We start from the raw sequence: 25,153 nt of genomic DNA on the forward strand, positions 1-25,153 counted from the left end.
CGCCCCGCCGGCCGTCGCGAGGCCTAGCGCGTCCGGTTGCGCTCGGCGCGCCCGCGCGCGGCCTTGCCGCGTTCGGCCATCGCCCGCGAGCCGGCCAGGATCATCCGCACCATCGCGCTCATCTGTTCGATCAGCTCGGGGTCCTTCTCGCGCGGCATGTCCATCGCGGTGGCGCCCATCGCGAACACCAGCCGGGTGATCGAGCGCGCCACCAGCGCCGGTTCGTACAACTCGACCTGGTCGAGCGCGGCCAGCCGGATCAGGTCGACGCGCAGCTCTTCCTCGAAGAACGACAGTTCGCGGTCGACCGCGCGCTTGAACGCGTCCGAGCCGACCGTGCCCTCGCGCAGCAGCACGTGCAGCAGGCGGTCATCGGCGCGCAACTGTTCCATGAAAGCCTCGATGGAACTGCGCACGATGCTGCGCCGGGTGGTCAGCCGATGGCGGGCCTCGCCGACGATCTTGCGCAGCGATTGCCCGGCCAGGTCGATCAGCGCCACCGCCAGTTCGTCGGTGTCGCGGAACTGGCGGTAGAAGCTGTTCGGGGCGATGCCGGCCTCGCGCGCGACCTCGCGCAGGCTCAGCGAAGACACGCTGCGGTGCGGGCCGACCAGCTTCAGCGCGGCGTAGATGATGTCCTCGCGCGAAATCGTCGCCTTGCGGCCCGGGTGACTGTCGACGTCGATGTCGGTGGAAAGGCGTTGGGTCACTGGGCGGCGGCGCGTGGACGGGCAGCGCACATGATACTCCCGTTGCTGAATTAATATACGGTTGTGCACACATCTGTGCGGATATCTGTATAGTGCCCCCATGAACGCTGCCGTCCGCCCCGCCGCCGCCCGTCCGCGCAGCCGCCTGCGCCGCCTGGTTTCGCCCTTCGTTTCGCCGCAAGTCTTTGATTTCTGGGCCTCGCGCTTCCATCCGACCTGGTCCTGGGAGCGTCCGCTGGCGCGCATCGTCGGCCGCAGCGAGGCCTCGGCCGACGCGGCGACGCTGCTGCTGGCGCCGAACCGGCACTGGCACGGCGCGGTCGCCGGCCAGCACCTGCTGATCGGCGCGCGCATCGACGGCGTGCTGGTGACGCGCAGCTACAGCCTGTCCGCCGCCCCGCGCGCGGACGGCCGCATCGAGATCACGGTCAAGGCGATCGAGGGCGGCAAGCTCAGCGGCTACCTGCATCAGCGCGCGCGCATCGGCGAAGTGCTCGAGCTCGGCGCCGCGTTCGGCGAGATGGTGCTGCCGCAGCGCGACGACGGCGCGCGCCTGTTCCTCGCCGCCGGCAGCGGCATCACTCCGCTGATGGCGATGGTGCGGGCGCAGGCCGCGCGAGCGATGCCGCAGCCGCTGACCTTGTTGTATTGGGCGCGCCGCCGCGAAGAGCTGTGCTTCATCGAGGAACTGCGCGCGCTGGCCGCCGCGCATGCGAATTTCCAGGTGCGTTTCCTGCTGACCCGGCAGGAGCCGCAGGCCGCCGACGAAGACGCCGGCCGCATCGACGCCGACCTGCTCGCGCGCCACGCCCGCGACCTGCGCGAACGCGCGGTGTTCGCCTGCGGCCCCGGCGGTTTCGTCGAAAGCGCGCGCGCGCTGGCCGACGGCGCCGCGCGTTCGTTCGCCAGCGAAGCCTTCACCCCGCCGCCGCGCGAAACGCGCGAGGACGGCCACGCCCAGGTGGTGCTGGCGCGCAGCGGCCGCACGTTCGAACTGCCGCGCGGCGAATCGCTGCTGACCGCGCTGGAAGCGCAGGGCCTGAAGCTGCCCTCGGGCTGCCGCATGGGCCTGTGCAACACCTGCGCCTGCGGCAAGTCTTCCGGCGCCACCCGCCATCTGCATACCGGCGAGTTGCACGCCGAGCCGGCCTCGGCGCTGCGCCTGTGCGTGAGCGCGCCGGCCGGCGATCTCGTCCTCGACCTCTGACGTACTTCCTTCCTCCGAGCCCCGCATGAGCAAGCAACGCAATCGCGCGCTGAGCGCGCAGGAACTCGACCGCTTCGGCGAAGAACTCGACGCGCTGCGCGCGCGCACCCTGGCCCAGGTGGGCAAGGTCGACGCCGACTACATCCGCCGCGTGGTCGCCGCGGTGCGCTGGACCGGCCTGGCCGGTCGCGCGCTGCTGTACGTCGGCGCGATCGGCGGCGCGTTCGTGTCGTGGCTGCTGTGGCCGGCCTGCGTGCTCGGCGCGTTGCTGCTGGCCGCGTCGAAGATCATGGAGAACATGGAAGTCGGCCACAACGTGATGCACGGCCAGTACGACTGGATGCGCGATCCGCACCTGGACGGCCGCAGCTACGAGTGGGACATCGTCGCCACCGGCGACAACTGGCGCAAGACGCACAACTACCAGCACCACACCTGGACCAACGTGCGCGGCATGGACGACGACATCGGCTACGGCCTGCTGCGGATCTTCCCGGAGCAGCGCTGGCGCCCGTTCTACCTGCTGCAGCCGCCGATCGCGGTGGTGTTCGCGCTGCTGTTCCAGTGGGGCGTGGCGATCCAGGAACTGCGCGTGGGCCGCTGGCTCGCCGGCAAGACCACGCACCGGGCGATGTGGCGCAAGTTCGTCCCGGTCGGGCGCAAGATGGGCAAGCAGTTGTTCAAGGACTACGTGCTGTTCCCACTGCTGGCCGGCCCGTTCTTCCTGCCGGTGCTGCTCGGCAACCTGGTCGCCAACGGCATCCGCAACGTGTGGACCTACGTGGTGATCTTCTGCGGCCACTTCACCCACGACGTGGAAGTGTTCCCGAAGGAGTCGGTGCGCAACGAGTCGCGCGGGCATTGGTACCTGCGCCAGCTGCGCGGTTCGGCCAACCTGACCGGCGGCAAGGCCATGAACCTGATGACCGGCAACCTCAGCCATCAGATCGAGCACCACTTCTATCCCGACATCCCGGCCTGGCGTTACGCGTCGATGGCGGTGGAAGTGCGCGAGATCTGCGCGCGCTATGGCCAGCACTACGACACCGGCTCGCTGCCGCGGCAGTTCGCCGAGGTCAGCTGGCGCATCGTCCGTCACGCCTTCCCGAGCCGTCCGCGCAAGCGCCGGCCGCTGGTGCGGGCCGAGACCTTGGCTGAAGCGCAGGGCTGAGCGCGGAGATGAAGGGCGGGCGAGGAGTGAGTGTGGAGGAGTGAGGAGTGAGCGAAAGCGGGTTCGCGCGCTTTTCGTTCCTTCGCTCGTTTCTCCCCTAACGGTGCGCGAATCCTCCGACGCCTCGCGGTGTCGGGGGATTTTTCGTTTCGGGCGTTGCCGGCGGTGAAAGGCGAGGAGTGAGCGCAGAGCAGCGAAAAGCGAGCGAACCCGCTTTCGCTCACTCCTCACTCCTCTACGCTCACTTCTCGCGTTCCATCCCAACCCCACGCGAATCCCCGACGCCGTGCGGCGCCGGATCCGCAGCGCGCGCCCCGGGCTCGGGCCGCGACGCCAGCGACTCGGCGATGCCGACTTCGCCTTCGAACCGCCCCACGCTCGTCGCCGGCCGCTGCTGCTCGATGGCGTGGGCGAAGATCACCGCCGGGTCGGCTTCGAGCTTGTCGAACAGGCGCTGCAGGTTGGGGTAATCGCGGCGGTCGACCACGTCGTGGTACTTGGTCCAGCGCGCGATGCCGATGAAATAGGCGTCGGCGAGGGTGCGGTGTTCGCCGAGCAGCCACGGCTGGTCGCCGAGCATGCGTTCGAGTTCTTGATGGGCGTGGATCACCCGCGCGCGGCCGTAGGCAGTCAGCGCGCGCTGGGTCGCTTCGTCCGACTCGTGCTCCAGCAGCCACCACAGCGACGCGAACGAGTTGAAGAAGGTGGTGTTGAGGAAGGCCAGCATGCGGTTGAGCCGGTCGAATTCGCGCGTGCCCTGGGCGAACGAGATGCCGGCGTCGAGCGCGCCGGGCAGGGCGCCGACGTGGTTGAGGATGGCGATGCTCTCGCTGAGGAAGTCGCCGCGCGCGGTCGCCAGCGCCGGGCTCTCGCGGACCGGATTGATCGCGGCGAAGGCATCGGTCTGCATGTCTTCGGGCATGTTCACCCGCGCCAGACGGTAGGGCTGGCCGGACCATTCCAGCGCGACGATGGAGCCGAACGAGCAACCGGAGGGGACGCCGTAGTAGAGGATCGGGGACATGCTGGATTCCTTGGGCTGGAGTGGCCGCGGCGTTCGCGGCGGGTGTGGCCACTGTAGGAATGTGGACTTCGGCCGTGTAGTCGGCGAAAAGTGGACGCAAAGTCCATGCATGTGTACTTTGCGGGCCATGTTGAACCTAAACGACCTCGTCCTGTTCGCCACCGCGGTGGAGAGCGGCGGCTTTGCCGCGGCCTCGCGCCGGCTCGGCGTGCCCAAGTCCACGATCAGCAAGCGTGTGGCCGCGCTCGAGGACGAACTCGGCGCGCGCCTGATCCACCGCACCTCGCGCAGCTTCGTGCTGACCGACACCGGCCGCGATTTCCACGAACACGCGCGCGCCGCGCTGATCGAGACCGAAGCGGCCGAGAACGCAGTGCGCCGCTTGACCGCCGAGCCCAGCGGCAAGGTCCGCATCACCTGCGGCGTGCCGACCGCGCAGGACTATCTGGCGCCGCACCTGCCGGCGCTGGCGCGCGCGTATCCGCGCCTGCAGGTCGAGATCGACGTCAGCGACCGCTTCGTCGACCTGGTCCAGGAGGGTTACGACATCGGCGTGCGCAGTCACTTCGCGCCGCTGCCGGATTCGGGACTGATCCAGCGCCAGGCCGCGGTCGAGGCGATCGTGCTGGTGGCGGCGCCGGCCTATCTGCAGGAACGCGGAACGCCGCAGTCGGCGCAGGAGCTGGCCGGCCACGACGGCTTGTTGACCGGGCCGGGCAACACCGCCTGGACCTTGCGCGAGGACGGCGGCGGCAGCGTGGTTGCGACGCCGCGCGCGCGCATGGTCGCCAACGAAGGCCGGGTGCTCGCGGCGGCGGCGGTCGCGGGGCTCGGCATCGCGGTCCTGCCCGAGCGCTTGTGCGCGGCCGAACTCGGCGATGGGCGCCTGCTGCGGGTGCTGCCGGGCTGGAACGCGGGCACGGTGACGACGAGCCTGTTGATGCCGCATCGGCGCGGGCAGTTGCCGGGCGTGCGCGCGACGGTCGAGTTCCTGGTCGAGTGCCTGTCGCGGTGATGGTGGGGCGGCTTTAGCCGCGATGTTTTTCTTTGCGGTGCTGCGCAGCGATCCGGGACAAAAGCATCGGGCCTGAAGGCCCTCCCACAACGGTTCTGTGGGAGGGCCTTCAGGCCCGATGCTTTTGTCTCAGCTCGCCGCGCCGCATCGCTTCACTTCACTCGTCCCCCTCCTCCGCCACCGCGATCGCCAGCCCGCGCTTGACCAGGCTCAGCGCGACATTGGTGGTGAAGCGCCGCACGTTCGGATTCTCCGCCACCAGCCGCAGCATCAGCGCGTCGAAGGCCTCGGTGTCGGGCGTGGCGACCACCAGCACGAAGTCGGCCTCGCCGGTGACGTAGAACGCCTGCTGCACCTGCGCGCACTCGGCCAGCCAGCGGCGCAGTTGCGCCAGCAGTTCCGGCCGCTCGCGCTCGACCTGCAGCGAGACCAGGAAGAACGTCGGCTTGCCGACCTGCCTTGGATCGAGCACCGCCGCGTGGCGCTGGATCACCCCGGCCTCGCGCAGCCGCCGCAGCCGGCGCTGGATCGCCGAAGGCGACAGCGCCACCTGTTCGGCCAGGCGCTCGGCGGTCTGGTCGGCGTCGTCCTGCACCAGGTTGAGCAGTCGGCGGTCGAAGCGGTCGAGTTTCATGGCCGCCATCTTAGGGCCGCCGTCCCCGCTGCGGCGCGACGCGCGGACCCGGATCGGCGCCGGAAAACCGCGCGCGGGCGGCAGCGGACGCGGCGCAAACGCGCGGCCGCGCCGTTAGCCTGATGCGCCCGCCATCATCGGAGGCGCCATGCGCCTGCTGTACCAGACCCACTCGCCGTTCGCCCGCAAGGCCCTGGTGTTCGCCCTGGAAGCCGGCCTGGGCGAGCGCATCGAGGTCGTCCACCATGAGACCAGCCCGACCCTGCGCAATGAGGCGGTGTATGCGCAGAACCCGCTCGGCAAGGTACCGGTGCTGTTGCGGCCGGGGCTGGCGCCGATCTTCGACTCCGACGTGATCTGCGCCTACCTGGACACGCTGCACGCCGGCGCGCCGTTGATTCCCGCCGACGGCGAAGCGCGCTGGCATGCGCTGCGCTTGCAGGCGGTGGCGCAGGGGCTGGCCGATGCCGGGATCAAGGTGCGCTGGGAAACCGTGCGCCGGCCCGAGGCGTTGCGTTACGAAGTCTTGCGCGAGGGCTACACGCAGAAGCTGGTGGAAAGCTACGACTGGCTGGAGCGCGAACTCGATATCGATTCGCCTTTGCATGTCGGCCATATCGCCGTGGCCACCGCGTTGAGTTGGCTGGAATTCCGCGAACTGCCCGGCTTCCGCATCGGCCGGCCGCGGCTGGCGGCGTGGCAGGACGCGTTCGAGCGGCGCGCGTCGATGCGGGCGACGCCGTTGTCGGGGCAGACGCACGACTGAGCGATGCAGACACCCTGGTTTCAGATCCAGTAGGAGGGCCTTCAGGCCCGATGCCTTCCGATCCGATGCGGCGCAGCGACCTGAGCCAAAAGCGTCGGGGCTGAAGCCCCTCCCACCAGAGCGAGCCGTCGCATCGAAAGTTTTTGTGGGAGGGCCTTCAGGCCCGACGCTTTCCGATCCGACGCAACGCAGCGACCTGAGCCAAAAGCGTCGGGGCTGAAGCCCCTCCCACCAGAGCGAGCCGTCGCATCGAAAGTTTTTGTGGGAGGGCCTTCAGGCCCGATGCTTTCCGATCCAGCGCGACGCAGCGACCTGAGCCGAAAGCATCGGGGCTCAATCCCCTCCCACCAGAGCGAGCCGTCGCATGGAATGCTTTTGTGGGAGGGCCTTCAGGCCCGATGCCTTTCGATCCCACGCGACGAAGCGACCTGACCCGGGAGCGTCGGGGCTGAAGCCCCTCCCACAAGAGCAGCCTTGCTCGCAAATGCAAGCCGTCGCGTCAGTTGTGTCGAATGCTTTTGTGGGAGGGCCTTCAGGCCCGACGCTTTCCGATCCGAGGCGACGAAGCGACCCGAGCCAGGAGCATCGGAGCCGAAGCCCCCTCCCACCAAAGCGACCCATGCGCCAAAGCCCCGGCTACTCGCGCACCCGCTCCAGATGCGCCAGCGAGCGCTCCGGCGGCCCGAACAGCTGCCCCAGCGCGCCGCGCAGTCCGCGCGCGCGCCAGGCGTCGGCGAACATCGCGATCCATTCGTGGAAGGTCAGCCGGATCGGGTTGTGGCTGCGGATCTGGCCGACGATGCCGTACTCGCACGGCGTGGCGGCGTCCTCTTCGACATAGGTGCCGAACAGTTTGTCCCAGACGATCAGCACGCCGGCGTAGTTGCGGTCGATGTATCGCGGGTTGCGCGCGTGGTGGACGCGATGGTGCGAGGGCGTGTTGAACACCTTCTCCAGCCAGCCGAGCTTGCCCACCGCTTCGGTGTGGACGAAGAACTGGAAGGCGAGGTTGATCGCCACCACCGCGACGATGTGCTTGGGCTCGAAGCCGATCCACGCCAGCGGCAGCCAGAACACCCACATGCCCGAGATCGGGTAGGTCAGGCTCTGGCGGAACGCGGTCGACAGGTTCAGCCGTTCCGAAGAGTGGTGGGTGACGTGCGAAGCCCACAGCCAGCGGACGCGGTGGCTGGCGCGGTGGAACCAGTAGTAGAAGAAATCCTGCGCCACGAACAGCGCGGCGATGGTCCACACCGAGGCCGGCAGGTCGAACAGGCGGTGGGCGTAGACCGCGTAGTACAGGCCGATCACCAGCAGCCAGGCGATCGCGTCGCTGGCCTGGTGCATCAGCGCCAGCGCCGCGTTCGACAAGGTGTCGCGCAGGCTGTACTGGCCGGGGCGGCGTTTGCGCCAGTACCACGCTTCCAGCGCGATCAGGGCCAGGAACACCGGCGCCAGCGCCAGCAGGATCCACTCTTCCATCAGCGCCGCTCCTCGCGCCAGGCGCCTTCCAGCGCCTGGGCCATGCGTTCCAGGCAGCGCCGCATCGCCGCGCGCATGCAGCCGCGCAGCAGCGGCGCGGCCAGCGGCCAGGCCAGCGGCGAGGTCAGTTCGAAGTCGTAGCGCCAGGCGACGCGGGTGGCGTTGCCGCCTTCGCTGCGGTCGGCGGCGAACTCCCAGCGCGCATGGCCCGCGCGCGCCAGCCACGCCAGCGGCGGCCGCAGCCCGTCGAGGGTGTAGGCGTGCAGGTGCGGCGGCTCCAGTGCGGTGATGCGCTCCATCAGCCGCGAGCCGTCGCTGCTTTCCAGCGAACGCAGCGCGCCGACCGCGGGCGGCGCCAGCGCGGTGATGCGCACGAGCGCCGGGATCGGGCCGTAGCCGGGGAACAGGGCGGGGAAGCGGTCGCTGTCCAGCGCCAACGCGAACACCGCCTCGGGCGGCGCGTCGATGCGGCGTTCGGCGGTCAGGGACAGGCGCATGGGGCGAGTCTAGGAGCGGGTCGGGAGGCTGTCCACACGCCGGCGTACGTTCTGCGCCGCAGGCATACTTCCGCCGGCGAAGCCCGCATCGTTCCGGGCGCGATCCCTGTCCATGCTCCCGCCCGAGTACGCCGAGTTTTTCGATCCGATGCAGTTCAACGTCTGGGTCAAGATCGACCCGGCCAAGGTCGTGGGCGCCTCGGCCTGGTACGCGCAGCGCAGCGAGCACGCCGGGGGCAAGAGCGTGGCGGCGCGCTATCTGGACTGCCGCGACGCGGCCAGGCGCGGCGAGTACGTCAGCCTGGAATGGATCTTGCACCTGCGCCAGCTGCCCGACGCGCTCGACAGCGTGCCGGACTTCGCGGTGCCCGGCTCGGCCATCGTCAGCGACGAGCCGATCGTTCCGGACGCGCAGACCCCGTTCTGCGAAACCCACGGCATCCTGTTCACTGCGCGCCTGGGTTGCTCGGTCTGCAAGGATCCGGTCTGGCACAAGATGCCGCCGGGCCTGCGCGAGCGCCTGCATCGCGGCGAGTTTCCCTGACGCCGCTCCGGCTTCAGGCCTGCGCGAGCCACGCTTCGACCAACGGCGGCACCTTCTCGACCGCGGTCCCGCGCAGGAAGCGGTAGTGATCCGGAATCTCCTGCTGCTCCGGCGAGACGAACACGCGCTCGGCCCGGTCCCGCGCGTGATCGACCAGCCCGGCCGCCGGCCACACCGTCAGCGAGGTGCCGATCGCCAGCACCTTGTCGGCTTGGGCGAAATGCCGCGCCGATTCGCGCAGATGGCGCACGTTCTCGCCGAACCAGACCACGTCCGGGCGCAACTGGCTGCCCAGTTCGCACAGGTCGCCGATTTCGATCAGCGCGCCGGTCATCGGGTAGACGCGCGATTGGTCGGCGCTGCTGCGCGCCTTGAGGATCTCGCCGTGCACGTGCAGCACCTGGCTGGAGCCGGCGCGCTCGTGCAGGTCGTCGATGTTCTGGGTGATCACCACGACGTCGTACTTCTCTTCCAGCCGGGCGATGGCCGCGTGCGCGGCATTGGGCTGCGCGGCCAGCACGCCGAGCCGGCGCTCGTTGTAGAAGCGCAGCACCGTGGCCGGGTCGCGCCGCCAGCCCTCGGGCGAGGCCACGTCCTCGAGCCGGTGCTCGTGCCACAGGCCGCCCATGTCGCGGAAGGTCTTGAGCCCGCTTTCGGCGCTGACGCCGGCGCCGGTGAACACTACGATCTTGGGTTTCATCCGATGGCCGTCCCTGCAAGCGAAAAACGCGCCCGTGCGGGCGCGTTTCAACCATAGCGCGGCGCGGCGCATCTGCCCATGCCGCCGGTCCGCGATCGATGGCCGGCGCGCGAAGCGATGCCTATGATCGAACCGGACCGCAGGAGAGCCGCATGAATTTCCGTTCCTTGACGCTGGGATTGGCCCTGGGATCGACCGCGCTGGCGCCGGCCTGGGCCGGACCGGGCGACGCGCCGGCCGGGCGTTATCTGGTCCGCGACGTCACCGTCGTTCCGGTCGACACCGACGAAGTGCTGGCCCATCGCAACGTGCTGATCGAGGACGGGCGGATCGTGCGGATCGCGCCGGCCGGCCAGCGCTTGCGCGCGGACGCGGCGCAGGTGGTGGACGGGCGCGGCAAGTACCTGGTGCCCGGCTTCGTCGACGCCCACGTGCACATCGCCACCGAAGGCGCGATCCGCGACAGCAAGGACCCGGCGATCAACGGCCTCGACCTCGGCGACGGGCACGACTACGACCGCCAGGCGATGCTGGCGTTCCTCAAGGCCGGGGTGACCGGCGCGGCCAATCTCGGCGGCAGCGCCGGCAGCGACGACGACCTGCTGCGCCTGCGCGGCGAGATCGACGCCGGCCGCGAGATCGGCCCCAAGCTCTACGTCGGCAAGCGCATCAACGGCCCGCGCGCGGCGGTCGCGGTGCGCCCCGACGGCAAGCCGGTGCCGGCGTCCAGGCCCGAGGCGCCGACCACCGCCGCCGACGGGATCGCCGCGGTGCGGCGTGCGCGCGAACGCGGCTACGACTTCATCAAGCCTTATCAGTTCCTCAATCGGCAGACGTATCTGGCCGTGGTCGAGGAAGCGCGGCGGCAGGGCTTCGTCACCACCGGCCACCTGCCCGAACTGGGCTGCGCGAGCTGCGCCGACCGCGCCTTCGCCTTCGCCCATCCGATGACCAACATCGCCCACAGCGAGGAACTGGCGCGCTTCGCCCGCATCGGCAGCGACCTCGCACCGGCCGAGATCGAGGCCCTGGCGCAAGCGGTCGCCGACAGCGGCGCGTCGGTGACGCCGACCCTGGTCACCCTGCGCACCATCGTCGCGATGTACGTGCAGCGCGAGGTGCCGGCGGTGCCGGACGGCTGGCAGGACACGGTCGATCCGGTGACCCGGCTGGACTGGACGCCGCCGGCCAACCGTTATCTGAGCCAGGCCTTCCGCGACCAGGAGGGCGCCGACCGTTTTTCCGCCGGTTACGACTTCGCCCGGGTGCTGACCCGTGCGCTGTGGAAGCGCGGCGTGCCGCTGACCGTCGGCACCGACGCCGCGCTGCCGGGGCTGGCGTTCGGCGTGTCGGTGCGGCAGGAGATGATCGAACTGCGCGAGATCGGCCTGAGCCCGCTGGAAGTGCTGCGCGCGGCCTCGCTCAACGCCCACCGCCTGTTCGACCCGCAGGCCGGCAGCGGCGCGGTGCGCGAAGGCGAGCGCGCGAACCTAGTACTGCTCGACGCCGACCCGCTGGCCGACATCCACAACGTCGGCAAGGTCGCCGGCGTGTTCGCGCAGGGGCGCTGGCTGTCGATCGCGCAGATCGATCGGCAGCTGGCGCAAGGCGAGGCGTTCGAGCGCGGGCTGCAGCGCCAGATCGAGCGGCGCAAGGCGGACGCGGCGAAGCAAGTGGCGCAGTAGATCGCGAAATCGGCGGCGAAACCCGCGGCAGGGGCTTCGCCGCCGACGCCGGCGTCGCGGCCTCAAAACGCCGCCGCCATCGCCTGTTCGAGCGAAACCGTCCAGGCGCGGCCGTCGGCGACGAAGTACAGCGTATCCCCGCGGCCATCGATACGCTCGGGCCGCAACGGCGCGCCGTCCTCGCGGCGCAGCTCGAAGCGGGCGAGCTCGGCGCAGCGGCCATCGTCTTCGAGCCGGAACAGCGCCGCCTCGTGGCCGCGACGCGGATGGCGGTACATCAGCGCATGGCGCCCGCGCACCGCCATCGCCTGGGCGCCTTCGAACGGCGGCCGCCAATGCCCGGCGAGGCGCCGTTCGCGCAGCAGCACCAGGGCGAATTCGGTGTAGTAGCAGAGCCAGGTTTCGCGTTCGTCGGCGACGTTGAGCGCGTAGCAGTCGCAGATCGTGTCGAGGCCGTCCTCGGGCTGGTACTGGTACGTGTTCGCGCCGTGCGCGTCCCACGCGGCCAGGCCGCAGGCCGAGACCGGGTCGTCGCCGAACACGCCTTCGTCGAAGTAGCCGGTCCAGATCGCGCCGCGCGGTGTGGTCTGCAGGTGTTCGATGCCGTCGCCGAGGGCGAGTTCGCGCAGCAACCGCCCGTCGCGCGAATACACCCGGCCGGCGCTGCCGCCGGAGCGCGCGCACGCCAGCAGCAGGTCGTCGCCGAGCGGCTGCAGTGCGTGCACGTTGTAGCGTTCGCCGTCGATGCGCAGGTCGAGCACGCATTGGCCATCGAGCCAGGCGCGGGCGCGGTAGTCCTGCGGCCGGGCGGGGTTGATCTTCGGATACGACGGCCCGGGCCCCGCGGTGCGGTAATCCACCGGCTTGAGCGCATGCAACGCGTACAACGCGCGGTCGGGGCCGGCGCCGAAGGCGACCAAGGCGCCGGGGCCTGCGGCGAAGTCGACGAGCAGGCGGACGTGCAGCGGGCGGATCATGCGGGGCTCGTTCCGTGAGTCGGCGGCCATGGTAATCGCGAACGGCGGTGCGGAAGCGCGGCCGGCGGATCATGCGACGTGGAGCGGGCGACTTGGATCGGGCGAATCGGAGCGGGCGAATCGGAGCGGGCGAGTCGGAGTGGGCGAGTCGGAGTGGGCGGGGGCATCGATGCGCGCCGGAACCGTTCGGCCGGATCGCGCGAGCGGCTGCAGCCCATGGCCGGCCCGGCGCGGGCCGCGGCCGCGTTCCGAGCGCGCGCCGCTGCGCTACAATGGCCGCGCAGCCGCAACGGCTGCCGTCCCGCGGCGCATCGCCGCACTCTCCCCCGGATCGTTCCGCGTCGCGCAGCCCCTGGCCGCGCGACGCCGGCGGCTGGGCGAGCGCGCGGTACGACCGCTTTGCCGTTTCGCCACAAGGAGCGACTGTGACCCACGACCATGGATCCGTCCTGCGCGCCGCGGCGTTCGCCGCGCAGCGCCACCGCCGCCAGCGCCGCCACGACGCCGAGCGCAGCCCCTACATCAACCATCCGCTGGCGCTGGCCGACATCCTGGCCAACCTCGGCGGCATCGCCGATCCGGTGGTGCTGTGCGCGGCCTTGCTGCACGACACCGTCGAGGACACCGCGACCACGCTGGAGGAGATCGAACTGGCGTTCGGCGCGCGCGTCGCCGCGGTGGTGGCGCAGGTCAGCGACGACAAGTCGCTGCCCAAGGCCGAACGCAAGCGCCTGCAGATCGAACATGCGCGGCATATCTCGCCCGAGGCCCGGCTGGTCAAGCTGGCCGACAAGATCTGCAACCTGCGCGACCTGCTGCAGTCGCCGCCGCCGTGGACGCGGCAGCGCAAGCGCGAGTACTTCGACTGGGCGGCGCAGGTGGTTGCCGGGTTGCGCGGCGTGCATCCTGTACTGGAAGAGGAGTTCGATGCGGTGTATGCCAGGATCGATGAGTTGGGCGATAGCGTCTGAAGCTTGGCGGTTCTTGGTTTTCGTTCTTGCGCTGGACGGCGATCCGAGCGGAAAGCGTCGGGGCTGAAGCCCCTCCCACAAGAGCGGGTCTGGGCGACGAAGCGGCGCGGGTTTTGTGGGAGGGCCTTCAGGCCCGACGCTTTTCGGTCAGAAGCGACATCGCGATCCGAGCGGAAAGCATCGGGGCTGAAGCCCCTCCCACAAGAGCAAGCCTGGGCTAGGCGCGCGGCGCGGGTTTTTGTGGGAGGGCCTTTAGGCCCGACGCTTTCCGGTCCGAAGCGACATCGCGATCCGAGCGGAAAGCATCGGGGTTGAGGCCTCTCCCACGGTAGACTGCATTCCCCTGTTTCCGGCTTCCCGCATGAGCGCTTCCGAATCGCTGACGCTGTCTCCCATCGTCGCCGGCTGCTGGCGCATGGCCGAATGGAAGCTCGATGCCGCCGGGCGCCTGCGCTGGATCGCGCAGGCGGTGGAGCTGGGGATCGACAGCTTCGACCACGCCGACATCTATGGCGATTATTCGGTCGAGGCGCTGTTCGGCGAGGCGCTGGCGCTGCAGCCGGGCCTGCGCCAACGTATCCGCCTGGTCAGCAAGTGCGGGATCAAGCTGACTTCGGCGCAAAGGCCGACGCATGCGATCAAGTCCTACGACAGTTCGCGCGCGCATGTGCTGGCCAGCGTCGAGCATTCGCTGCGCGCGCTGCGCACCGATTACCTCGACCTGTTGCTGATCCACCGTCCCGACCTGTTGATGGACGCCGACGAACTGGCCGCGACCTTCGCGCAGCTCAAGGCCGCGGGCAAGGTGCTGCACGTGGGCGTGTCCAACCACACCCCGGCGCAGTTGGCGCTGCTGCATGCGCGGCATCCGCTGGCGACCCACCAGGTCGAGCTGTCGCCGCTGCACTTGCCGCCGCTCGACGACGGCACCCTGGAGCAATGCCAGGCGCTGCGACTGCGGCCGATGCTGTGGTCGCCGCTCGCCGGCGGCCGTTTGTTCGGCGGCGGCGACGAGCGCGCCGAACGCGTGCGCGCGGTGCTGGCCGACCTCGGCCGCCGCCACGGCGGCGCCTCGGTCGCGACCATGGCCTATGCCTGGCTGCTGCGCCATCCGACCCGGCCGTGGCCGATCACCGGCAGCGGCCGCGAGCAGGGGCTGCGCGACGCGGTGGACGCGTTGCGGATCGAGCTGTCGGCGCAGGACTGGTACGAGGTCTGGCAGGCCAGCGCCGGGCGCGAAGTCGCGTAAGCGCGTCCGCTTCGCGTTCTCCCCGTGCTCCCTGTAGGAGCGACGCGAGTCGCGACCGCGACACCGCAGCTACGACGCAAGCGCGGTTTCGCGGTCGCGACTCGCGTCGCTCCTACAGGCGCCTATCGCCGCATCACACCGGCCCGACCGCCTGCTGCACGTCCTCGGGGAAGTCATCCATCCCCATGATCTGCCGCACCTCGATGGTCTCGTTGTCCGCGCCCGGGCAGCGCCGGGCCCACGCGATCGCTTCCCCGCGCGAGCCGACCTCGATCACCCAGTAGCCGCCGAGCACTTCCTTGGCTTCGGGAAAGGGGCCGTCGACCACCCGCGAGGCGCCGCCGCGGAAGCTGACCCGCGCGCCCATCGACGGCGGGTGCAGGCCGTCGAGCGCGCGCAGCACGCCGGCCTCCTGCAGGGCCCGGTTGTATTCCATCATCGTCGCGATCCTGTCGGCGCTGGGCAGGGTGCCGGGTTCGGCGGATTCGTAGCCCTGGGGAATCATCAGCATCATGAAACGCATGGTCGGTCTCCTGGATGGGTGGCGCGGATCGGTGGGCGGGCGGCGGGTCCGGTCGGTTGCGGCCGTTCCCGCGCGCTCTTGCCATGGCGACGAACCGCGGCGGCGCGGATCGACACGGCCTCGGCGCTTCGCTTCGGCGCGGGCGATCGGCCGCGCCGCAGAACTGAATCGAATCTGTCTCGCGCGTGCCGGCCGATGCCGGCAACCGCACCGGCCTTGCTTACCATCGCCGCTTCATTGACCTGAGGCGGGCGGTGATGGGCGCGGCGCATGGACACTTCGGCCGGACTTCCGGCGCGATCCTGGGATTGACGTTGATGATCGTGGCCGGCGGCGTCGACGCCGCGGCCAAGCCGGGCGCGCGCAAGCCGCCCAAGCCGGCGCCGGACGCGCGCCTGGACGTCTACGCCGAGCCCGGCGAGCGCATCGACATCGGCGGCGGGCGCAAGCTCAACCTGCGCTGCAGCGGCCAGGGCCGGCCGACGGTGTTGCTGGAAGCCGGCTTCGGCTCCGATTCGCTGGCCTGGGCGCGGTCGCAGCCGCAGATCGCCGAACGCAACCGGGTCTGCGCCTACGATCGCGCCGGCCTGGGCTTCAGCGACGGCGGCCCGCTGCCGCGCGACCTCACGGCCGACGTCGCCGACCTGCACGCGCTGATCGAGGCCGCAGACCTGGACACGCCGCTGATCCTGCTCGGCCATTCCTACGGCAGCCAGGTGGTGCGCCGCTACGACGAGCTGCACCCGAAGAAGGTCGCGGCGCTGGTGCTGGTCGATCCGCCCGAGCAGAACGTCGGCGAGTTCTCCGCCTCCTACGCCAAGACCGAAGCCGCCATGGCGCCGCGCATGCTGGCGATGTACCGCGCCTGCGAACAGGGCGCGCGCGAAGGCCGGCTCGGCGCGGCGCGGCCGCCGGCCGAGCTGCGCAACTGCTTGCGTCCGCCGAACCCGAACTACAGCGACAAATTGAACGCCGCGATCCGCGCGTGGCGCTCCAAGCCGACGTTCTGGGAGACGGTGATCACCGGCTCGCAAGACCGGCTGTCGCTGTACGGCAGCGCGGTGGCCAAGAGCGAGCGCCACGACGGCAAGCCGGTGATCGTGCTCAGCGCCGAGCAGCCCTACGCCGGCGCGCCGGCCGACGATCTCAAGGCGCTGACCGCCGCGCGCGAGCAGACCCATATGGCGTTGATCGGCACCTCGCGCTACGCCAAGCGGGTGACCATCGCCGACAGCTCGCACGACATCCCCAACGACCAGCCGGCGGCGCCGGCCATCGCCGTGTTCGAGGCGATGCAGATGCGCAAGCAGATGGGGCGCTGAGGCGGCGGCTGTGGGAGGGCCTTCAGGCCCGAAGCGTTTGTCCCAGATCGCCGCGGTCCGAGCGAAAAACATCGGGCCTGGAGGCCCTGCCGCAAGCGCGGCCGCGATTCCCGCCCGATGCGGAACGCTGCGTCCCCTTTATTTCGCCCGATCCGCTCACACTTCCTTACCGCGACGGGCACCAAGATCGCCTGTCCCGCGGCGGCGGCGAACCGCGCCGCGATCACATCGAACGCGATCCACATCGAACACGAAATATCGGGAGACGACATGGAACTGGGCATGGTCGGCCTCGGCCGCATGGGCGCCAACATGGCCGAACGGTTGGTACGCGGCGGGCACACGGTGGTGGGCTTCGACCCCGGCGCCGCGGCGCGCGAACAGGCCGCCGCGCGCGGCATCGGCGCGGCCGCGTCGCTGGCCGAACTGGTCGCGGCGTTGCCGGCACCGCGCACGCTGTGGCTGATGGTGCCGGCCGGCGCGGTCGACGCGACCCTGGCCGAACTGCGGCCGCTGCTGGCCGCGGGCGACACCGTCGTCGACGGCGGCAACTCCAACTACAAGGACACCGTGCGCCGCGCCGGCGAGCTGCTCGCGCACGACCTGCACTACGTCGACTCCGGCACCAGCGGCGGCGTGTGGGGGCTGCAGGAGGGCTACAGCCTGATGATCGGCGGCGAAGAGGCCGCGGTCGAACGCCTGCGGCCGATCTTCGAAACCCTGGCGCCGGCGGCCGAGCGCGGCTGGGGCCGGGTCGGTCCCAGCGGCGCGGGCCATTTCACCAAGATGATCCACAACGGCATCGAGTACGGAATGATGCAGGCCTACGCCGAGGGCTTCGCGATCCTCGGGCGCAAGGCCGAGTTCGGCCTGGACCTGCACCAGATCGCGCAGATCTGGCGCCACGGCAGCGTGGTGCGGTCCTGGCTGCTCGACCTCAGCGCCGACGCGCTGGGCAAGAACCCGGACCTGCAGGGCATCGCGCCGTACGTGGAGGATTCCGGCGAAGGGCGTTGGACCGTCGCCGAGGCCATCGACCTCGACGTTTCCGCGCCGGTGATCACCGCCTCGCTGATGGAGCGCCTGCGCTCGCGCGAGAAGGATTCCTTCGCCGACAAACTGCTGGCGGCGATGCGCAACGAATTCGGCGGGCATGCGATCCGCAAGGAATGAGCGCGGCGGGTCCGTGGCGACCTGAGCCGAAAGCGTCGGGACTGAAGGCCCTCCCACATAGCCCAGCGCTCTTGTAGGAGGGCCTTCGGGCCCGACGCTCTTCGATCCGATGCGACATGGCGACCTGAGCTGAAAGCGTCGGGACTGAAGTCCCTCACACATAGCTCGGCGCTCTTGTGGGAGGGCCTTCAAGCCCGATGCTCTTCGATCCAAACGCGACATGGCGACCTGAGCCGAAAGCGTCGGGACTGAAGTCCCTCCCACATAGCTCGGCGCTCCTGTGGGAGGGCCTTCAGGCCCGACGCTTTCCGATCCGATCCGATGCGGCATCGCGATCCGAGCCAAGAACCTCCGCACCGCCGCCCCGCTACCGGCTCGCGCGCGACACCCCACCCGCGAATGCAACCGCGGGCACGCGTATACCGCGACTGCGCGCACCCGCCGCGCTAAGACCAAAGTCGATCTGCGAACCCGCGCATGAGCGTTCATGCGCGCGATGACGGCGGTCGCGCTTTGCCGCGTCCGCCCGCGCTAGCCTGCTTGCGCCCGCGGCGGCGAAGCATGCGCGCCGCCGCGGTTCCCATCGACCGCGCGAGCGGCGCCGTCCGCGCCTGCTGCGCTCCTCTCTCCCGCCGCCGTCGCGGCGCGGGCGCGCCGCGCCCGCGTGCGGCGCCGCCTGCGCGGTCGCCCTTCGACGTTTCGTTCCGTTCCGGAGACCTCCCATGCAGCAAGCCCACGCCCGCCCGCGCCGCGGCGGCACGCGCCTCGCCCTGGTCCTGGCCGCCGCCGCCGTCCTCGGCGTCCCGCTCGCCGCCCAGGCCGCGCCGAACTATCCCTTCGCCAGCCACCGCCAGGCCTATGTCGCCGGCACCCTGAGCCCCAGCGTCGGCCGCGCCGCCGCCGACCAGTCCACCGCTTCGTTCTACCGCACCTGGAAGCAGCGCTACCTGGTGCCGGCCTGCAAGGCCGGCGAGTACCGGGTCAAGGCTTCCACCGCCGACGCCTACGTGGTTTCGGAAGGGCAGGGCTACGGCATGCTGATCACGGTGATGATGGCCGGCAACGATCCCGACGCGCAGGCCTTGTTCGACGGACTGCACCGCTACAACCGCGGCCACCCCAGCAACCAGAATCCCGCCCTGCTGGCCTGGGCCCAGGACGTCAACTGCAAGAACGTCGCCGGCGCCGATTCGGCCACCGACGGCGATCTCGACATCGCCTACGCGCTGTTGCTGGCCGACCTGCAATGGGGCTCGGGCGGTTCGATCAACTACCTGGCCGAAGCGCGCAAGGTGATCGCCGCGATCCGCAGCAGCAACGTCAACGCCAACACCAAGCTGGTCACCCTCGGCGACTGGGTCGACAGCGGCTCGCCGAACTACTACAACGCCACCCGCAGCTCGGACTGGATGCTCGGCCACTTCCGCGGCTTCGCCAGCAAGCTCGGCGACAGCTACTGGACCGGCGTGCTCGACGCGCACCAGAACCTGATCGCGAAGATGCAGAGCGGCTACGCGCCCAACACCGGCCTGCTGCCGGACTTCATCGTCAACACCAACACCACCGCCAAGCCGGCGCCGGCCAACTTCCTGGAAGCCGACACCGACGGCTGGTACTCGTGGAACGCCGGCCGGGTGCCGTGGCGCATCGGCATCGACGCCGCGGTCAGCGGCGACAGCCGCTCGCGCAACGCCGCGCGCAAGCTCAGCCAGTGGATCAAGGTCAAGGCCGGCAACAACGCCAACAACGTCCGCAGCGGCTACAAGCTCGACGGCACGGTGACCGAGAACTACAACAGCACCTTCTTCACCGCGCCGTTCGCGGTCGCCGCCACGGTCGATACCGATCAGGCCTGGCTCGACAAGCTGTGGACCTACATGGCCAGCGGCGGCACCAGCGACTACTACGGCGACAGCGTCAAGCTGCTGTCGATGCTGGCGGTGTCGAACAACTGGCTCAAGCCCTGAGCGAACCCCGGCACGGACGGATTACAGGCGGGCCCGCGCGCGCAGCGCGGGCCCGTCGGCATGGCGGAGCCCCGCGGACCCAGCAGGCCGATTCGGCAAGCCGCCGGATGGGGTTCTAGGTCGAAAGGCTATGGAGTTGTGGCGTCGATCTCATTTAGGATCGGTTGCCGATCGCGTTGGGGAACGCATCGCAACGCGGGTCCCCACGCGGGTCGGCCACACACCATAGGAAGGCGGGCGGCGCTTCGGCGGCCGCCCCCGCGGCGTTCGCGCCGTCATCGACTACAGCAAAGGGAGCCATGCGCAAGATGAAGTCGAACCGGTTTTCGTTGAGCCGCTGCCTGGCGGCTCTGGTCCTGGCGGGCGCGTGCGCGGCAGCGGCCGCCTCCGGCGAGCCCCAGCCCTTCGACGCGGCCGCGGTGCTCGCGCAGCAGAAGCAGATCCGCGGCGATGTCGACGCCGGCCGCGGCGATTACGCCAGGCTCGATCCGGCCCAGCGCCAGGAACTGCGCACGCGCCAGGACCGTCTGGAGGCCTCGTTGCAAGGCCGCAGCTACGACCAGCTCAGCGCGGCCGAGCGCGAGCAGGCGCAGCAGGACCTGCAATGGATCCGTCAGGCCGGCGGCGCGGCCGCGCCCTCTACCGCGACCGCCGCCGCGGCAGAACCGGAGGAAAAGGTCCGCTGCGAGCGCGTGCGCGCGATCGGCTCCAACCGTACCGAACGCGTGTGCACGACGGCTTCGCAACGTCGCGAAGCGCAGAAGAACCGGGTCGAGCCCGAGCTGCACCAGGCCGGCATGCGCTGAGCTCGACGGCCACGCGCGCTGAGCCGCCGGGATGGTTGCGGCTGGGCGCGGTCGCGGCCGGAGATTCGCGCGCCGCGCAGCCCGATGGCTGCGCGGCGCTCGTCTAGAGCGCCCGACTCAGTCGCAACATCGGCACGGCTGGCCGTTGCCGGGATTCCACCCCGGCAGGCCGCCGCAGCGGTCCTGGCAGACCTTGAGGCTGCACAAGGCGCGGTTCGGCGGCGCCGACGAGGCGGCCTGGACGGCGAATCCGAATCCGAACGCGGCCAGGGCGAAGACGCCCAGCCAGAGGCGGGCGCTGCGGTGGGTGCGGAAGAGCGGCATGGCGTGGCTCCTTGCGGCACGATGGCGCGGCAGGCCCGCGCGTGGCGACTGTAGGCGCGCGCACCGCCGGCAACCGGCGACCGCGTCACCGAATGCGGGCGCGATGACACTTGTAAGGCGCGGGTCCTGCGCGGGTCCGTGCAGAGCGGGCGGCTCGGAGCAAGCCCGCTAGCCGCAGGTCCGCTCGGAGTAGGCCTGCTCGCAGCAGGCCGCCTCGGAGCGGGCCTCCTCGGAGCAGGCCTCCTCGGAGCAGGTCCGCTATGAACGAGCCCGGGCCCGAACGGGCGCGGCCGCGCCGGCGCCGCGCCCGGCATGTTCTACACTCGGGTTTTCGCCGCCGCCCGCCGCATGACATCGCGCAGCCTTCCTTTGTCCGCCGTCCTCTGCGCCGCGCTCGCGCTCGCCGGTTGCGCCAGCGCGCCGCCGCACAATGCGCTGGCGCAATGGCGCGGTTCGCCGAACCACAACGAGCGGCGCGCGCAACTGATCGTGCTGCACCACACCCAGATGGACAGCGCCGGGCAAGCGCTGCGCACGCTGCAGACGGCGAACTCGCAGGGCCGGGTCAGCGCGCATTATCTGGTCGGCGAAGACGGGCGGATCTATCAGTTGGTGGCCGAGGATCGCCGCGCCTGGCATGCCGGCGCGGGACGCTGGGGCGAGATCGGCGACCTCAACTCGGTCTCGATCGGCATCGAACTCGACAACGACGGCAGCGAGCCGTTCGCTGAAGCGCAGGTGCAAAGCCTGTTGCGCCTGCTCGACGACCTGACCCGGCGCTTGGGCATCGATCGACAGGCGATCCTCGCCCACGGCGACCTCGCGCCGAGCCGCAAGAGCGATCCGAGCGTGCTGTTTCCATGGAAGCGCCTGGCCGATGCCGGCTTCGGCCTGTGGCCGCGCGAACCGCTCGCGCCGCCGCCGCCGGGCTTCGACCCGTGGGCCGCGCTGCGCCTGATCGGCTACGACCTGCGCGACCCCGGCGCGGCGTTGGCCTCGTTCCACCGCCGCTTCCGCGGCAATGAAGCGCGCGAGTGGCAGGCGGGCGACGCGGAGGTGTTGTACGACCTGCAGCGGCAGTTGCTGGCGCTGCCCGAGGGCGCGCCGCCGCCGTTGCCCGCGCCGCCGTTGCGATGAACTGCGGCCCGTAGGTACGGCGACCTGAGCCGAGAGCGTCGGGGCTGAAGCCCCTCCCACAAGTGCCCAGTGGTGCTCGCAGGCACTTGTGGGAGGGGCTTCAGCCCCGACGCTTTCCGATCCGCCGACCAGACCAGACCCGCGCCGAACCGAACCGCGCCGCTCAAGCGATCGCCACCGCCTCGATCTCCACCAGCCAGCCGGGATTGACCAATCCGGCCACCTGCACCCGCGTACGCGCCACCAACCGCGGCTGCTCCGGCGTGCCGAACCAGCGCGCGTACGCGCGCGAGAAGCCTTCGTTGTCCATGCGCCCGCCCAGAGCCGGGTCGCCGACCACGTACACGCGCAGTTGCACCAGGTCGCCCATCGTCAGTCCGAGCCCGCGCAAGCTGCGTTGCGGTTCGCCCAAGGTCCCGTCGGTCTGGGCGAAGGTATCGCCGTAGGCGGCGATGCTGTCGGCCGGGGCCGAGGCGTCGATCACCGGCGGCGTATGCCCGCTGAGCAGCACCAGTTCGCAGCCCGGCGGCAGCGTCGTGGCGGCCAGGAACGGCAGCGCGCCGCCCGAGGCGAGCAGACGGTCGCCGGCCTGCGGTCCCTGCGCGTGGCCGTCGCCGCCGTCGAAGCGGTGCCGGCGCACGGTTTCGCCCGCGCCGCTCATGCTGCCGCCTCGGTGGCGAGTTCGTAGGGCATCGTTTCGCGCGCGTTGCGCAGGGCCAGCGCCCACCAGCGCAGCCGCGCCAAGGCCGTGTCCATCGCCGCGTGCGCGGCCTGCGGCTCGCGCAGTTCGCCGTCGGGGCCGAACTGGCGCCAGGCGTGGGCCAGGCACACGCCGTCGCGCAAGGTCGCTGCGTGCAATTCGCCGAACACCTGGCGCAGCTGCTCGATCGCGCGCAGCCCGCCGGAACTGGCGCCGTAGCTGACGAAGGCCACCGGTTTGGCCCGCCAGGGTTCGTAGCAGGCGTCGATCAGCGCCTTCAGCGCCGCCGGATAGCCGTGGTTGTATTCGGGCGTGACGATCACGAACGCGTCGGCGGCGTGCAGGCGCTGGCGCAACTGCTGCAGTTGCGCCTCGTCGGCGCGGCTGGGGCGGCCCGACAGCGGCCATTCGACCGGATCGATGCGGTCGACGTCGAAACCGCCGTGGCGGGCGATGCGGCGCTGCGCCCACTCGCCGACCACGTCGCAGAAACGCCCTTCGCGCGCGCTGCCGTAAACCAGCGCGAGGCGGAGATTGGAAGCCATGGCAAAGCACCTTCGGGGGAAGTGCCCCGCAGGCTAATACCTCAACCAAACCTCAGGTCAAGCGCGTCCCGCCCGAAGCTGCTGTAGGCGCTGCGCAAGCTGCGACCGCGACACCGCACATCCGTCGTCATCGCCGTCCCGCGACCGCACTCGCGCAGTTCCCGCAATGAGCGAAACCGCCGCGATCACACGGCGGCTTCCGGCGCGCGCCGCAGCTTGTAGATCACCGCGCCCACCACCAGCGCGATCGCCGCGGCGATCAGGTTTTTTACGCTGGCGCTGGCCAGCAGCCCCAGCGACAGCACGATCGCCGCGATCGGGATCAACGGCCCGCCCGGCAGGTGCAGCGCGCCCTCGCGGCCGCGGTGGCGCTTTTGCAGCACCAGCACCGACACCGCGGTGCCGATGTAGGTGCACAGCCGCGCCACCACCGACAGCAGCGCCAACTGCTGGAACGAGCCGGTCAGCGCCAGCGCCAGCGCGATCGCGCCGAGCAGCAGCACCGCCCGCGCCGGGGTGTGGAAGCGAGGATGGATCGCGCCGAGCGCACGCGGGCCGTAGCCGTCGCGCGACAGCGCCAGCAGGTAGCGCGGCCCCATCATCACCGTGTTGCTGTTGGTGCCCAGGATCGAGATCGCCGCGCCGACCGTCAGCACCAGCGCCAGGCCGGTGCCGCTGAAATGCGCGGCCGCCTCGGCCAGCGGACTGGTCGACTGGGCGATGCCGGGCAAGGTGCCCAGGGCGACGAGCTGCACGGCGAAGTAGACGATCGTCACCAGCACGATCATGGTCAGCAGCGCGAACGGCACGTCGCGGCGTGGGTTGCGGTATTCGCCGGCCGCCGCGGGCAGGTTCTCGAAGCCGGCGTAGGCGAACAGCAGCAACAACGCCGCTTCGCCGAGGTGGTCCATCGGCAGCGGCGCACCGGAATGCAGCAGCGCGGGGTCGAAGTAGAACGCGCCGATCGCCACGAACAGCACCAACGGCACCAGCTTGCCGATCGCCAGGGCCACGCCGGCGCGCGCGGCGGTGCGCACGCCCAGCACGTTGATCAGCACCAGCAGGCCGAGCGAACCGGCGACGATGAACACCCGCGCCGGCCCGGCCTTGGCCGCCGGCCAGAACAGCGCCACCGCCTCGGCCAGGCCGTTGCTGAGCGAGGCGGCGGTGGAGATGCGGGTGACCAGCAGCATCCAGCCGACCTCGAAGCCGGCGAACGGGCCGAACGCCTCGCGCGCATACAGATAGCCTCCGCCGGGCTGGTCGAAATAGCTCGCCGCCTGCGCGTAGCACAGCACCAGCAGCGCCACGGCGAAGCCGGCCAGCAGCACCGCCCACAAGCTGGCCGGCCCGAGCAGCATCGCCGCGGTCGCCGGCAGCAGGTAGATGCCGCTGCCGATCACGTCGTTGATCGACAGGCCGACGATCTGCCAGCGGCTGACCGCGCGCACGGTGCCGGCGTCGCCGGGGGCAGGGCTGGGATCGGACAGGGAAGGGGATGCGGCAGGTACGCGGACGGAAGTCGGCTCGCTCGACGGCTGGCTCAAGACGTTGTTCCCCTCGCTCGGTGGCGGGCGGCGCGCGCGGCGGCCGCGATGGGCCACCTTAGTGCCAGCGCCGCGCCGACCGCAATGCGCACTGCGGCATGTGCCGCCGCCGCATCGGCATGAGCGCGGCGCACGGCTCGCGGACACATGCGGGCGCGCATGAATCCGCCGCGTTCGTAAACGTTTTGTTTCGTTCAGGCGGCGCGTGCGGGCGCCGCAGTGGATTAGCGATTAGCCGATCACGCTTTCATGCGCGATCGCGTCGCGGCCTAGCGCAGCCGCCGCCATGGCTGGTTAAAGAAACGTAGCCGTGGCGCTCGCCGCCCCGTTTGCGTTCATCGCGGTGACGGCAGTGTGCAGCCCGTGCCGTCCCACTTCCCCTGCGGCACGCGCAGCCGGCCGCGGCTGCGGCGGCCCCCTCGGTGTTCCCCCGCACCGCGCCGCAGCCGCGGCCGTAGCCATGAACCGGCCGAGCCG

The 25,153-nt window shown here is 70.6% G+C and carries 27 protein-coding genes and 1 pseudogene; 15 read left to right on the forward strand and 13 right to left on the reverse strand.

All coding sequences use genetic code 11. From position 1 onward, the window contains the following. Positions 1-23: 23 nt before the first annotated feature. A complete protein-coding gene (gene fabR / locus JHW41_RS04370; RefSeq protein WP_428995451.1) occupies positions 24-710 on the reverse strand; it encodes an HTH-type transcriptional repressor FabR in 687 nt (228 codons plus the stop codon). 100 nt (positions 711-810) lie between these two features. Here fabR and JHW41_RS04375 point away from each other — a divergent pair, with 100 nt between their 5' ends. Further along, positions 811-1,917: a ferredoxin reductase gene (locus JHW41_RS04375; protein ID WP_250449161.1), complete on the forward strand. Its 1,107-nt coding sequence runs from the start codon at positions 811-813 to the stop codon at positions 1,915-1,917. A 25-nt stretch (positions 1,918-1,942) separates the two neighbouring features. Beyond that, positions 1,943-3,088 carry a fatty acid desaturase family protein gene (locus JHW41_RS04380; RefSeq protein ID WP_057949014.1) on the forward strand — a complete coding sequence of 382 codons (1,146 nt, stop codon included), beginning with the start codon at positions 1,943-1,945 and terminating at the stop codon, positions 3,086-3,088. Positions 3,089-3,329: 241 nt separating this feature from the next. Here JHW41_RS04380 and JHW41_RS04385 read toward each other — a convergent pair whose 3' ends face one another. Then, the gene (locus JHW41_RS04385; RefSeq protein WP_250449162.1) at positions 3,330-4,112 is read right to left on the reverse strand and encodes a glutathione S-transferase family protein; all 783 of its coding nucleotides are present in this window, start codon (positions 4,110-4,112) and stop codon (positions 3,330-3,332) included. 127 nt (positions 4,113-4,239) lie between these two features. Between JHW41_RS04385 and JHW41_RS04390 the strand changes: the two genes are divergently transcribed. Beyond that, positions 4,240-5,127 carry a LysR substrate-binding domain-containing protein gene (locus JHW41_RS04390; RefSeq protein WP_250449163.1) on the forward strand — a complete coding sequence of 296 codons (888 nt, stop codon included), beginning with the start codon at positions 4,240-4,242 and terminating at the stop codon, positions 5,125-5,127. Between the two features lie 13 nt (positions 5,128-5,140). On the opposite strand, the gene JHW41_RS26350 is transcribed toward JHW41_RS04390, so the two are convergent. After that, on the reverse strand, positions 5,141-5,194 hold the full coding sequence (locus JHW41_RS26350; RefSeq protein ID WP_428995626.1) for a hypothetical protein: 54 nt from the start codon (positions 5,192-5,194) through the stop codon (positions 5,141-5,143). Between JHW41_RS26350 and JHW41_RS26355 the strand changes: the two are divergent. Beyond that, positions 5,172-5,219, forward strand: a pseudogene (locus JHW41_RS26355) (DUF6053 domain-containing protein); the annotation flags it as partial. The gene JHW41_RS26350 and the pseudogene JHW41_RS26355 sit on opposite strands and share 23 nt — an antisense overlap. 65 nt (positions 5,220-5,284) lie before the next feature. Here the strand turns inward: JHW41_RS26355 and JHW41_RS04395 are convergent. Then, positions 5,285-5,761 (reverse strand): Lrp/AsnC family transcriptional regulator, encoded by a 477-nt coding sequence (locus JHW41_RS04395; protein ID WP_078997138.1) that lies wholly within the window; start codon positions 5,759-5,761, stop codon positions 5,285-5,287. 148 nt (positions 5,762-5,909) lie between these two features. Between JHW41_RS04395 and JHW41_RS04400 the strand changes: the two genes are divergently transcribed. Further along, complete coding sequence (locus JHW41_RS04400; RefSeq protein ID WP_250449164.1) at positions 5,910-6,527, forward strand: glutathione S-transferase; 618 nt, start codon at positions 5,910-5,912, stop codon at positions 6,525-6,527. Between the two features lie 636 nt (positions 6,528-7,163). Here the strand turns inward: JHW41_RS04400 and JHW41_RS04405 are convergent. Together JHW41_RS04405 and JHW41_RS04410 are read right to left on the reverse strand one after the other, a co-directional pair. Beyond that, on the reverse strand, positions 7,164-8,009 hold the full coding sequence (locus JHW41_RS04405) for a sterol desaturase family protein (RefSeq protein WP_057949011.1): 846 nt from the start codon (positions 8,007-8,009) through the stop codon (positions 7,164-7,166). Beyond that, a complete protein-coding gene (locus tag JHW41_RS04410) occupies positions 8,009-8,506 on the reverse strand; it encodes an SRPBCC family protein (RefSeq protein ID WP_078997136.1) in 498 nt (165 codons plus the stop codon). Before JHW41_RS04410 ends, JHW41_RS04405 begins: the two co-directional genes overlap by 1 nt. Positions 8,507-8,618: 112 nt before the next feature. Between JHW41_RS04410 and JHW41_RS04415 the strand changes: the two genes are divergently transcribed. Beyond that, on the forward strand, positions 8,619-9,050 hold the full coding sequence (locus JHW41_RS04415; protein WP_250449165.1) for a hypothetical protein: 432 nt from the start codon (positions 8,619-8,621) through the stop codon (positions 9,048-9,050). A 13-nt stretch (positions 9,051-9,063) separates the two neighbouring features. On the opposite strand, the gene JHW41_RS04420 is transcribed toward JHW41_RS04415, so the two are convergent. Beyond that, positions 9,064-9,750, reverse strand: coding sequence for an SIR2 family NAD-dependent protein deacylase (locus tag JHW41_RS04420; protein ID WP_250449166.1), 687 nt, complete (start codon positions 9,748-9,750; stop codon positions 9,064-9,066). 152 nt (positions 9,751-9,902) lie between these two features. Here JHW41_RS04420 and JHW41_RS04425 point away from each other — a divergent pair, with 152 nt between their 5' ends. Continuing rightward, the gene (locus JHW41_RS04425) at positions 9,903-11,435 is read left to right on the forward strand and encodes an amidohydrolase family protein (protein WP_250449167.1); all 1,533 of its coding nucleotides are present in this window, start codon (positions 9,903-9,905) and stop codon (positions 11,433-11,435) included. A 62-nt stretch (positions 11,436-11,497) separates the two neighbouring features. On the opposite strand, the gene JHW41_RS04430 is transcribed toward JHW41_RS04425, so the two are convergent. Continuing rightward, complete coding sequence (locus JHW41_RS04430; protein ID WP_250449168.1) at positions 11,498-12,412, reverse strand: hypothetical protein; 915 nt, start codon at positions 12,410-12,412, stop codon at positions 11,498-11,500. Between the two features lie 425 nt (positions 12,413-12,837). Between JHW41_RS04430 and JHW41_RS04435 the strand changes: the two genes are divergently transcribed. From JHW41_RS04435 to JHW41_RS04440, 3 genes are all read left to right on the forward strand, one after another. Continuing rightward, positions 12,838-13,383, forward strand: coding sequence for an HD domain-containing protein (locus tag JHW41_RS04435; RefSeq protein ID WP_250449169.1), 546 nt, complete (start codon positions 12,838-12,840; stop codon positions 13,381-13,383). 26 nt (positions 13,384-13,409) lie between these two features. Then, the gene (locus JHW41_RS26360; RefSeq protein WP_425606278.1) at positions 13,410-13,604 is read left to right on the forward strand and encodes a DUF6053 domain-containing protein; all 195 of its coding nucleotides are present in this window, start codon (positions 13,410-13,412) and stop codon (positions 13,602-13,604) included. 140 nt (positions 13,605-13,744) lie between these two features. After that, complete coding sequence (locus tag JHW41_RS04440) at positions 13,745-14,632, forward strand: aldo/keto reductase (RefSeq protein WP_250449170.1); 888 nt, start codon at positions 13,745-13,747, stop codon at positions 14,630-14,632. A gap of 133 nt (positions 14,633-14,765) precedes the next feature. On the opposite strand, the gene JHW41_RS04445 is transcribed toward JHW41_RS04440, so the two are convergent. Beyond that, positions 14,766-15,155, reverse strand: coding sequence for a YciI family protein (locus JHW41_RS04445; protein ID WP_250449171.1), 390 nt, complete (start codon positions 15,153-15,155; stop codon positions 14,766-14,768). 257 nt (positions 15,156-15,412) lie between these two features. Between JHW41_RS04445 and JHW41_RS04450 the strand changes: the two genes are divergently transcribed. From JHW41_RS04450 to JHW41_RS04465, 4 genes are all read left to right on the forward strand, one after another. Next, the gene (locus JHW41_RS04450) at positions 15,413-16,477 is read left to right on the forward strand and encodes an alpha/beta fold hydrolase (protein WP_250449172.1); all 1,065 of its coding nucleotides are present in this window, start codon (positions 15,413-15,415) and stop codon (positions 16,475-16,477) included. A gap of 270 nt (positions 16,478-16,747) precedes the next feature. Continuing rightward, positions 16,748-17,650 (forward strand): phosphogluconate dehydrogenase (NAD(+)-dependent, decarboxylating), encoded by a 903-nt coding sequence (gnd, locus tag JHW41_RS04455; RefSeq protein ID WP_057949001.1) that lies wholly within the window; start codon positions 16,748-16,750, stop codon positions 17,648-17,650. Positions 17,651-18,372: 722 nt separating this feature from the next. After that, the gene (locus JHW41_RS04460) at positions 18,373-19,617 is read left to right on the forward strand and encodes a glycosyl hydrolase family 8 (RefSeq protein ID WP_250449173.1); all 1,245 of its coding nucleotides are present in this window, start codon (positions 18,373-18,375) and stop codon (positions 19,615-19,617) included. 299 nt (positions 19,618-19,916) lie between these two features. After that, positions 19,917-20,423, forward strand: coding sequence for a hypothetical protein (locus JHW41_RS04465; RefSeq protein WP_250449174.1), 507 nt, complete (start codon positions 19,917-19,919; stop codon positions 20,421-20,423). Positions 20,424-20,540: 117 nt separating this feature from the next. On the opposite strand, the gene JHW41_RS04470 is transcribed toward JHW41_RS04465, so the two are convergent. Next, complete coding sequence (locus JHW41_RS04470) at positions 20,541-20,747, reverse strand: hypothetical protein (RefSeq protein ID WP_250449175.1); 207 nt, start codon at positions 20,745-20,747, stop codon at positions 20,541-20,543. Positions 20,748-21,095: 348 nt separating this feature from the next. On the opposite strand from JHW41_RS04470, the gene JHW41_RS04475 reads away from it, so the two are divergent. Then, positions 21,096-21,884 carry an N-acetylmuramoyl-L-alanine amidase gene (locus JHW41_RS04475; protein ID WP_250449176.1) on the forward strand — a complete coding sequence of 263 codons (789 nt, stop codon included), beginning with the start codon at positions 21,096-21,098 and terminating at the stop codon, positions 21,882-21,884. A 163-nt stretch (positions 21,885-22,047) separates the two neighbouring features. On the opposite strand, the gene JHW41_RS04480 is transcribed toward JHW41_RS04475, so the two are convergent. From JHW41_RS04480 to JHW41_RS04490, 3 genes are all read right to left on the reverse strand, one after another. Further along, on the reverse strand, positions 22,048-22,545 hold the full coding sequence (locus tag JHW41_RS04480) for a RidA family protein (RefSeq protein ID WP_250449177.1): 498 nt from the start codon (positions 22,543-22,545) through the stop codon (positions 22,048-22,050). Continuing rightward, complete coding sequence (locus tag JHW41_RS04485) at positions 22,542-23,129, reverse strand: NADPH-dependent FMN reductase (protein ID WP_250449178.1); 588 nt, start codon at positions 23,127-23,129, stop codon at positions 22,542-22,544. Before JHW41_RS04485 ends, JHW41_RS04480 begins: the two co-directional genes overlap by 4 nt. A gap of 185 nt (positions 23,130-23,314) precedes the next feature. Next, positions 23,315-24,619: an APC family permease gene (locus JHW41_RS04490; protein ID WP_250451407.1), complete on the reverse strand. Its 1,305-nt coding sequence runs from the start codon at positions 24,617-24,619 to the stop codon at positions 23,315-23,317. Positions 24,620-25,153: the final 534 nt, after the last annotated feature.

This window comes from Lysobacter enzymogenes (genome assembly GCF_023617245.1).
Taxonomy (GTDB): Bacteria; Pseudomonadota; Gammaproteobacteria; order Xanthomonadales; family Xanthomonadaceae; genus Lysobacter; species Lysobacter yananisis.

Coding starts and splice junctions, on each gene's coding strand:
- JHW41_RS04420 (WP_250449166.1), bottom strand. CDS start 9,750: ATGAAACCCAAGATCGTAGTGTTCACCGGCGCCGGCGTCAGCGCCGAA.
- JHW41_RS04460 (WP_250449173.1), top strand. CDS start 18,373: ATGCAGCAAGCCCACGCCCGCCCGCGCCGCGGCGGCACGCGCCTCGCC.
- JHW41_RS04375 (WP_250449161.1), top strand. CDS start 811: ATGAACGCTGCCGTCCGCCCCGCCGCCGCCCGTCCGCGCAGCCGCCTG.
- JHW41_RS04385 (WP_250449162.1), bottom strand. CDS start 4,112: ATGTCCCCGATCCTCTACTACGGCGTCCCCTCCGGTTGCTCGTTCGGC.
- JHW41_RS04415 (WP_250449165.1), top strand. CDS start 8,619: ATGCTCCCGCCCGAGTACGCCGAGTTTTTCGATCCGATGCAGTTCAAC.
- JHW41_RS04405 (WP_057949011.1), bottom strand. CDS start 8,009: ATGGAAGAGTGGATCCTGCTGGCGCTGGCGCCGGTGTTCCTGGCCCTG.
- JHW41_RS04440 (WP_250449170.1), top strand. CDS start 13,745: ATGAGCGCTTCCGAATCGCTGACGCTGTCTCCCATCGTCGCCGGCTGC.
- JHW41_RS04445 (WP_250449171.1), bottom strand. CDS start 15,155: ATGCGTTTCATGATGCTGATGATTCCCCAGGGCTACGAATCCGCCGAA.
- JHW41_RS04485 (WP_250449178.1), bottom strand. CDS start 23,129: ATGGCTTCCAATCTCCGCCTCGCGCTGGTTTACGGCAGCGCGCGCGAA.
- JHW41_RS04480 (WP_250449177.1), bottom strand. CDS start 22,545: ATGAGCGGCGCGGGCGAAACCGTGCGCCGGCACCGCTTCGACGGCGGC.
- JHW41_RS04430 (WP_250449168.1), bottom strand. CDS start 12,412: ATGATCCGCCCGCTGCACGTCCGCCTGCTCGTCGACTTCGCCGCAGGC.
- JHW41_RS04380 (WP_057949014.1), top strand. CDS start 1,943: ATGAGCAAGCAACGCAATCGCGCGCTGAGCGCGCAGGAACTCGACCGC.
- JHW41_RS04470 (WP_250449175.1), bottom strand. CDS start 20,747: ATGCCGCTCTTCCGCACCCACCGCAGCGCCCGCCTCTGGCTGGGCGTC.
- JHW41_RS04400 (WP_250449164.1), top strand. CDS start 5,910: ATGCGCCTGCTGTACCAGACCCACTCGCCGTTCGCCCGCAAGGCCCTG.
- JHW41_RS04450 (WP_250449172.1), top strand. CDS start 15,413: ATGGGCGCGGCGCATGGACACTTCGGCCGGACTTCCGGCGCGATCCTG.
- JHW41_RS04425 (WP_250449167.1), top strand. CDS start 9,903: ATGAATTTCCGTTCCTTGACGCTGGGATTGGCCCTGGGATCGACCGCG.
- JHW41_RS04395 (WP_078997138.1), bottom strand. CDS start 5,761: ATGAAACTCGACCGCTTCGACCGCCGACTGCTCAACCTGGTGCAGGAC.
- JHW41_RS04475 (WP_250449176.1), top strand. CDS start 21,096: ATGACATCGCGCAGCCTTCCTTTGTCCGCCGTCCTCTGCGCCGCGCTC.
- gnd (WP_057949001.1), top strand. CDS start 16,748: ATGGAACTGGGCATGGTCGGCCTCGGCCGCATGGGCGCCAACATGGCC.
- JHW41_RS04410 (WP_078997136.1), bottom strand. CDS start 8,506: ATGCGCCTGTCCCTGACCGCCGAACGCCGCATCGACGCGCCGCCCGAG.
- JHW41_RS04465 (WP_250449174.1), top strand. CDS start 19,917: ATGCGCAAGATGAAGTCGAACCGGTTTTCGTTGAGCCGCTGCCTGGCG.
- JHW41_RS04390 (WP_250449163.1), top strand. CDS start 4,240: ATGTTGAACCTAAACGACCTCGTCCTGTTCGCCACCGCGGTGGAGAGC.